This is a genomic window from Thiohalocapsa halophila (genome assembly GCF_016583825.1).
Classification (GTDB): domain Bacteria; phylum Pseudomonadota; class Gammaproteobacteria; order Chromatiales; family Chromatiaceae; genus Thiohalocapsa; species Thiohalocapsa halophila.
Window position 1 is genome coordinate 1 of sequence record NZ_NRRV01000130.1, and the last position, 6466, is coordinate 6466.

At 70.2% G+C, this 6466-nt stretch carries 8 protein-coding genes; 4 read left to right on the forward strand and 4 right to left on the reverse strand.

Features of this window, described 5'->3' with window-relative positions:
- Positions 1–303: 303 nt before the first annotated feature.
- Complete coding sequence (locus CKO31_RS25015; RefSeq protein WP_200243305.1) at positions 304–807, forward strand: DsrE family protein; 504 nt, start codon at positions 304–306, stop codon at positions 805–807.
- Positions 808–843: 36 nt separating this feature from the next.
- Here CKO31_RS25015 and CKO31_RS25020 read toward each other — a convergent pair whose 3' ends face one another.
- From CKO31_RS25020 to CKO31_RS25030, 3 genes are all read right to left on the reverse strand, one after another.
- Positions 844–1080: an RND transporter gene (locus tag CKO31_RS25020; protein ID WP_200243307.1), complete on the reverse strand. Its 237-nt coding sequence runs from the start codon at positions 1078–1080 to the stop codon at positions 844–846.
- Positions 1081–1183: 103 nt separating this feature from the next.
- The gene (locus CKO31_RS25025) at positions 1184–1921 is read right to left on the reverse strand and encodes a TIGR04283 family arsenosugar biosynthesis glycosyltransferase (RefSeq protein ID WP_200243316.1); all 738 of its coding nucleotides are present in this window, start codon (positions 1919–1921) and stop codon (positions 1184–1186) included.
- Between the two features lie 161 nt (positions 1922–2082).
- A complete protein-coding gene (locus CKO31_RS25030) occupies positions 2083–2634 on the reverse strand; it encodes a hypothetical protein (protein WP_200243317.1) in 552 nt (183 codons plus the stop codon).
- Positions 2635–2878: 244 nt separating this feature from the next.
- Here CKO31_RS25030 and CKO31_RS25035 point away from each other — a divergent pair, with 244 nt between their 5' ends.
- The 3 genes from CKO31_RS25035 to chrA all read left to right on the forward strand — a co-directional run bounded on the left by CKO31_RS25035 (position 2879) and on the right by chrA (position 5859).
- Positions 2879–3553 (forward strand): hypothetical protein, encoded by a 675-nt coding sequence (locus CKO31_RS25035; protein ID WP_200243318.1) that lies wholly within the window; start codon positions 2879–2881, stop codon positions 3551–3553.
- Positions 3540–4481 (forward strand): MBL fold metallo-hydrolase, encoded by a 942-nt coding sequence (locus CKO31_RS25040; protein WP_200243319.1) that lies wholly within the window; start codon positions 3540–3542, stop codon positions 4479–4481. The genes CKO31_RS25035 and CKO31_RS25040 overlap by 14 nt, the downstream gene beginning before the upstream one ends.
- 160 nt (positions 4482–4641) lie before the next feature.
- Complete coding sequence (gene chrA / locus CKO31_RS25045; RefSeq protein ID WP_200243320.1) at positions 4642–5859, forward strand: chromate efflux transporter; 1218 nt, start codon at positions 4642–4644, stop codon at positions 5857–5859.
- Positions 5860–6041: 182 nt separating this feature from the next.
- Here chrA and CKO31_RS25050 read toward each other — a convergent pair.
- Positions 6042–6466 (reverse strand): response regulator (locus CKO31_RS25050; protein WP_207148111.1); only part of this gene is annotated, 425 nt, incomplete at its 5' end.

A 6466-nucleotide genomic window follows, 5' to 3' on the forward strand; every position in this document is an offset into this window, starting at 1 on the left:
CCTTGGCCTTCCAGCCCGACAGACCGTTGTGCAGGATGCGGGCATTGCCCCGCCCCCATCCCCATAGCGATCAACCTCCAGTGGCACCGCGCACCGGGTCGCCGTCGGCCCAAGCCGTTTTCGCGCCGCGCTTGCCGGGCCGGGGCAATGCCCGCATCCTGCACAACGGTCTGTCGGGCTGGAAGGCCAAGGGCGGGCGTCGAGACCACCCGCCGAGCCCGTCGAGTCCTCAACACGCACCCTTGCGGCGCGGCCAGCGGTGCCGCGTCGATATCATCAGCCACCAAACAAGGAAAACCGATCATGCGACTCCTCAAAGCGCGTCTGGCGCTCCTGCCGCTCCTGCTGCCGTTGTTGCTCCCCGCCCTCGTCAGCGCCGACAAGCCCGCCGACACCGAAGCCCTGGCCGACGTGACCTCGGGCAAGATCGCCTGGGACATCAACATGGCCAGCGCCGAGAAGCTGCAGCTGTACCTGAAGGTCATGGACGAGACCTATGAAGACCTCAAGCGCCAGGGCGTGGAGCCGGACATGGTGCTCACCTTCCGCGGTCCGTCGGTGCGCCTGATCACGACGGAGCGCAGCGACGTGTCGCTCGACGAGGAGGTGCAGCTCGACGGTATCGCCGAGCAGCTCCAGGCGATGCTGAAAAAGCCCAACGTCCGCGCCGAGGCCTGCTCCGTGGCCACGCGCCTGACCGGGGTGGACCCGAAGACCCTGCTGCCGGGCGTCGAGCACGTGGGCAACACCTTCGTCTCGCAGATCGGCTACCAGGCCAAGGGCTACGCGATCATCCCGATCATGTGAGCGCCCGCGCCGCTGCGGCCCACGGGCCGGGCGGCGCTAACGCAGCGGCCGCAGGCGCAACAGCACCAGGCGCCCGAGCTTGGCCAGCAGCAGCAGCCAGGGCACGCCATGCAGGAGCAGGTCGAAGATATCGATGGGCCGCACCAGCTCACCGGCGGCCAGCATCTTGAGCTTCTCCCAGACGTGGGGCTCCGGCGCGAACGGGGCGAGCCCCAGCGTCAGGGCGATCATCAAGAGCAGCCCGAGGGGCAGGCGGTCGAGCCAGGCGAGCATGGAAACGGCTCCTCCAGTAGGACGGCGCCCGAGCCCGGCCGGGGCTCGGGCGGGGCTTGTGCGGGGCTTGTGCGGGACAGGGGGCGGAACAGGGGCGAGGGGCTCAGCGCGCGCCGGCGGCATCCCCGCTGCCCGCCGCCGAGCGGCGCCCAGCATACCGCGACCGCGCTCGATCATAGCGATGCGCGAGCCGCACCGGATCGGCCCCCAGGGCATACCCCAAGCGCAAGCGCCACATGAGCAGGATGGTACGCAGCACGCCCTGCGCTTCCCAGCGGCGGCTGGAGGCCACCAGGGCAAGACGCAGGCAGGCCGGAGGCGCAAGGTGACGCAGCGCGGCGGAGAGCGTGATGTCTTCCATCAGCGCGAGCTCCGGGAAGCCGCCCACCTGCTCGAATGCAGCGCGTGTGACGAAGATACCCTGATCGCCCGTGGCAATGCCGGTCAGCCGCGAGCGGATATTCATGCCGCGCTCCACCAAGCGCAGCAGCGGATGCCGGCCGGACAGGCGCACGTCGAAGCGGCCCCAGCGGGCGCCGGCGGCGCAGGCGGCCTGCAATGCCGCGGCGGCCTCGGCCGGCACCCGAGTATCCGCATGCAGAAACCAGAAAACATCGCCGGCGGCGGCCTTCGCCCCGGCATTCATCTGCACCGCCCGGCCCTTGGGTGCCTGCAGCACCCGATCCACAAGCGCGGCCGCGCGCTGCGGGGTCCCGTCATTGCTGCCGCCGTCCGCCAGGATGACTTCGGCCCCTGCGGCACGCAGCGGCGCCAGATCGGCCAGCAGCGTGCCGATGGTGTCCGTCTCGTTCAGGACCGGAATGATGATGCTGAGGCGCATCGGGCCGAGCTGCTCGGGCGTGTATCGGCTGCGGACAACACCGGCTCACCCGTCCCGGCAAGCAAACCGGCAAGCAAACAGGAGCCGATCCGGCAGCAGTTGGCGCTCCCGCGCGCCTATCCAGGCGCCGCGCGGGGTCTGGCAGCAGGCGGGATCACTGCTCATGGGTCCGCGCTTTGATCTGTGTTGGGGTCTTCGCTGTCGGACGCCGTCTCGTTCCGGGCCTGCTCCGTGCTGCCGCCGAGACGCCGGGGCGCGCTTTGGTCGCTGTAGCCGAGCACCTGTCCCAGCGCGGCATGGGCCCGTCGGGCGATGAAGGCCTTGGACAGGCGCCGGTCGGCGAACAACAGGGTCCGATCCGCCGCGCGGTCCAGGTACAGCACCTCGTCCGCAGCGGGCTGGAAGGGGCGGCGACTGATGCGCGCAATGCGCCCGAGGTTCACGCCGCGCCCGTCGTCCAGCAGGATCAGGTGTGGCGCCAGCCCGCGGGCCGGGTCCGGGCGCGGAAAGTCGATGACGCCGAGCAGCTCGTAAGCGTGGTCGGTGACTTGGGCGCTGAGCTGCGTCTGCGTGTCGTGCAGCTCGGCCAGGTAAACGGTTTCGCCCACGGCGGCCCGCAGCCGTTGGACCTGGGCATCGTAGTCCGCCGACGGCCAGAGTGCATCGCCCAGATCGGCAGAATCATCGGCGCCGGACGGTGAGCGAGCAGTCATGTCTTACCCTCATGCGGCAGGGGGCTCTGCGCCGGCCTTGGCAGCCAACAGCACCAGATTGTAGTGGCCGTTCAACGAGCGTTTCCATGATCCGATGACCGATCCGCACATCCGCCCGGACCACCCCCGATCCGATGCCCGTAATGCTCCGGGGGCCGGCGGCCAGCACAGAGCGTCCCGCATCGCGGGGTTCATGCGCGCATTGGCGAGGCATCTTCCGGCCGACCCCGGCGCCGAGAGGCCGATGGCGGTGCGCCTGTTCGCCCGCCTGTACCGGGCGCGTGATCTGCTGGTCGCCGGACCTTTGCGGCGGCGCTGGCAGCGCCGTGGCGATCTGCCGGCATGGCCGGTGGTGGCGGGGGATTATCGCGTCGGCGACACCGCGGCCGGTGTCGCGGTGTGCACCCTGTCGAGCCGGGATCTCATCGAGCCGGTGGCTCGGCTTCCCGGTGTCGCCATTGCCGGGCGCCTAGTCACTGTCAACCTGGGGATCGAGGACCTGGTGACCAACCTGGTCGCCAATCCGCGAATTCGCGCGCTGGTCTTGTGTGGCAAGGACTCGCCTGTCTTTCACACCGCGCAGGCAGTGCGCGCGCTGGTGGAGCACGGCGTCACGGCCGAGCACCGCATCATCGGGGCGCGCGGGCATTGGCCCGTGCTCGCCAGCCTGAGCGCGACCCAGATCGAGCGCTTTCGCGAGCAGATCGCGGTGATCGAGGCGATCGGCACCAGCGATCTGTCGCTGATCGCGCGCGGAGAGCGCGCTGCGCCTGGGCTTGCGCTACGAGCAGGACAAACCGCTCGGGCGTTGACCGATAATGCACATGCCCCGCCCGGGGAGCTGCAACGCTCCGGCGCAATCCAGCCCGCAGGTGCGATCAGCGCGAACCGATCAGGAGACTTCCATGCCCACACCTGAGCTTCTTCGCCGGCTGCTGATGCCGGCGCTGCTGCTGCTCGCCGGACTCGTGTCGGCGGCGGAGCAGGACGCGGGCCTGCGCCTGCAGCAGGTCAGCGACCGCGTCTACGCCATCGTCGGCCCCTTCGGCAACCGGACGCCCGAGAACCTCGGCAACAACGCGACCTTCGGCTTCGTGGTCACCGACGCGGGCGTCGTGCTGGTCGACTCCGGCGGCAGCGCTCAAGGTGCCGCAGCGCTCGACGCCCTCATCGATCAGGTGACCGATCAGCCGGTCAAGATCGTCGTCAACACCGGCGGGCAGGACCACCGTTGGCTGGGCAACGGCTACTTCAAGGCGCGCGGCGCGCGCATCATCGCCAGCGCTGCGGCGGTGGAGGATCAGCGCACGCGCCTCGACGAGCAGATGCTCAGGCTGCAAAACCTGGTCGGTGTCGACGGCCTCGCCGGCACCGAGCCGGTGTATGCGGATGACACCTTCGACGACACAATGACCTTCAGCCTCGGCGACACCCGCTTCGAGCTGCGCCTGGTCGGACCAGCGCACACCCCGGGCGAGACCCTGGTGTGGCTGCCGGACGAGCGCGTCGTGCTCAGCGGCGATGTGGTCTATGTCGGGCGCATGCTCAGGGTGGCACCCCATTCCGACAGCGCGCACTGGATCGAGGCCTTCGAGACCATGGCCTCACTCGAGCCGGTGACCGTCGTGCCGGGGCACGGCCCGGCCACCGACCTCGACCGGGCGCGCGCCGATACGCTCGATTACCTGGTCTTCCTGCGCGAGACGGTCGGCGCCTTCATGGAGGCCGGCGGCGATATCACGCAGATCGGCAGCCTGGATCAGTCCCGATTCGAGTACCTGGAAAACTCCGCATCCCTCAAGGGCCGCAACGCCCAGCAGGTGTTCCAGGAGATGGAGTGGGAATAACCGATGACAGACCCGCCGCTGTCGTCGTCCAAGGGCTCACCAAAGGCTTCGACCGGATTCCTCTGCTCCGCCCCTGCCGAGCCGGGAGCGGCAAAATGGCCGGAAATCGAGTACCAGCGTGCCGGTCGTCATCAACCCATGCCGAATCGCAGCAGAGCCCATGGCCGCAGAGCAGTTCGATCAGCGACAGGAGGCCAACGCCGCAGGCGAGGTTTTCCGCGCCTTTCTCAAGCTCGGGCTGACCTCGTTCGGCGGCCCGATCGCACACCTCGGTTATTTTCGCGACGAGCTGGTGCTGCGCCGGCGCTGGCTCAGCGAGGCGGCCTATGCGGACCTGATCGCACTGTGTCAGTTCCTGCCGGGACCGGCGAGCAGCCAGGTCGGCTTCGCGCTCGGGTACTTGCGCGGCGGCTTGGCCGGGGCCTTGCTGGCTTGGGCGGCGTTCACGCTGCCCTCGGCCGCGCTGCTGCTGGCCTTCGCGCTCGGCGCCGATGCCTTCGGCGGGCCGATGGGGCAGGACCTCATCCACGGCCTCAAGCTGGTGGCGGTGGCGATCGTCGCCCAGGCGGTCTGGGGAATGGCCCGGACGCTGGCCCCAGATCGGGAGCGGGCGACCATCGCGCTGGCCGCCGTGATCATCCTGGTCTTCGTGCCGACCGCGCTTGGGCAGCTCGCCGCGATCGGCGCCGGCGCTGTCGCCGGGACGCTTTGGTGTCGTCGGGTGGATCAGCGAGCCGCCGGCCACCTGCCCGTGCCGATCTCCCGGCGCGCCGGGATGCTGCTGCTTGCGCTGTTCTTCGGGCTGTTGCTCGGGCTGCCCGCGATGGTCGCCTGGTGGTCCCTGCCGGGGCTCGCGCTGTTCGAGGTCTTCTACCGGGCCGGCGCACTGGTGTTCGGCGGCGGACACGTGGTGCTGCCGCTGCTGGAGACGCGCCTGGTCGAGCCCGGCTGGGTGACGCCGGATGCCTTTCTCGCCGGCTACGGCGCGGCGCAGGCGGTACCCGGTCCGCTGTTCACCGTTGCGGCTTACCTCGGCGCAATCGTAGAACCGGGTCCCGACGGACTCAGTGGCGCCGCCATCGCGCTGCTCGGCATTTTTCTGCCCGGCATGCTGCTGTTGATGGGCGTGCTGCCGTTCTGGGACAGGCTGCGCCACTACAACGGCGCCCGCGCCGCCATGGCCGGCACCAACGCCGCGGTGGTGGGTATCCTGGGTGCGGCGCTGTACCACCCGGTGTGGACCAGCGCGGTGGCGTCGCCCGCGGACTTTGCCGTCGCCTTGGCTGCCTTCGTCCTGCTCACGGCCTGGAAGGCGCCGCCCTGGCTGGTGGTCGCGGTGACGTTGCTCGCCTCGGTCGCGCTGGCCCTCGCGGCCTGATGCCGGGTCCCTGCCTGTCGGCAGCGGTCGGCCGCGTATACTGTTTTTGCCTGTCCCAGGCGCCGGATCGGGCTGCCCTTGGCATGAGCCCTTACCGATAGCCGCCGTCCGGCACTGCTCGCATGCGGCTCGGGGCGCCGTCTGCGTCACGGCTCGGGAGCGTCGCTGTCGCCAAGGCCGCGCTACAGGATGCTGGACGCAGCGGTGAACACTCGGTGCGCGCTGTCGAGATCGACGGGCTTGGCCAGAAAGGCCAGCACGCCGCATGGCGGCGGTGGTGCGGCCCGAGCGCGCTCGTCACCGCTCATCAGCACGACCCGCAAGTCCGGCAAGCGCCCGGCCAGCTCCGCGGCCAGGTCGCGGCCGTCGCCGTCGGGCAGATGGACATCGATCAACGCGAAGCGGAAGGATTGCCGCGCCGCCAGCCGCCGCGCCTCGGCACAGCCGGCGGCGGCGGCGATGTCGTAGCCCAGATCGGCGAGGTCCCAGCTCAGCATCTGCCGCAGCGGCGCGTCGTCCTCCACCAGCAGCAGCGGCCGCTGCGCCGCCGGCGCCTCGGGCGCCGGCGCCGAGCGGGTTGGGGCAGCGCTCATGCCCGCTCCCCCAG

Bases quoted from the DNA above. Each gene is read 5' to 3' on its own strand.
- CKO31_RS25035 (WP_200243318.1), top strand. From the start codon at position 2,879: ATGGCGGTGCGCCTGTTCGCCCGCCTGTACCGGGCGCGTGATCTGCTG.
- CKO31_RS25020 (WP_200243307.1), bottom strand. From the start codon at position 1,080: ATGCTCGCCTGGCTCGACCGCCTGCCCCTCGGGCTGCTCTTGATGATC.
- CKO31_RS25040 (WP_200243319.1), top strand. From the start codon at position 3,540: ATGCCCACACCTGAGCTTCTTCGCCGGCTGCTGATGCCGGCGCTGCTG.
- CKO31_RS25015 (WP_200243305.1), top strand. From the start codon at position 304: ATGCGACTCCTCAAAGCGCGTCTGGCGCTCCTGCCGCTCCTGCTGCCG.
- chrA (WP_200243320.1), top strand. From the start codon at position 4,642: ATGGCCGCAGAGCAGTTCGATCAGCGACAGGAGGCCAACGCCGCAGGC.
- CKO31_RS25030 (WP_200243317.1), bottom strand. From the start codon at position 2,634: ATGACTGCTCGCTCACCGTCCGGCGCCGATGATTCTGCCGATCTGGGC.
- CKO31_RS25025 (WP_200243316.1), bottom strand. From the start codon at position 1,921: ATGCGCCTCAGCATCATCATTCCGGTCCTGAACGAGACGGACACCATC.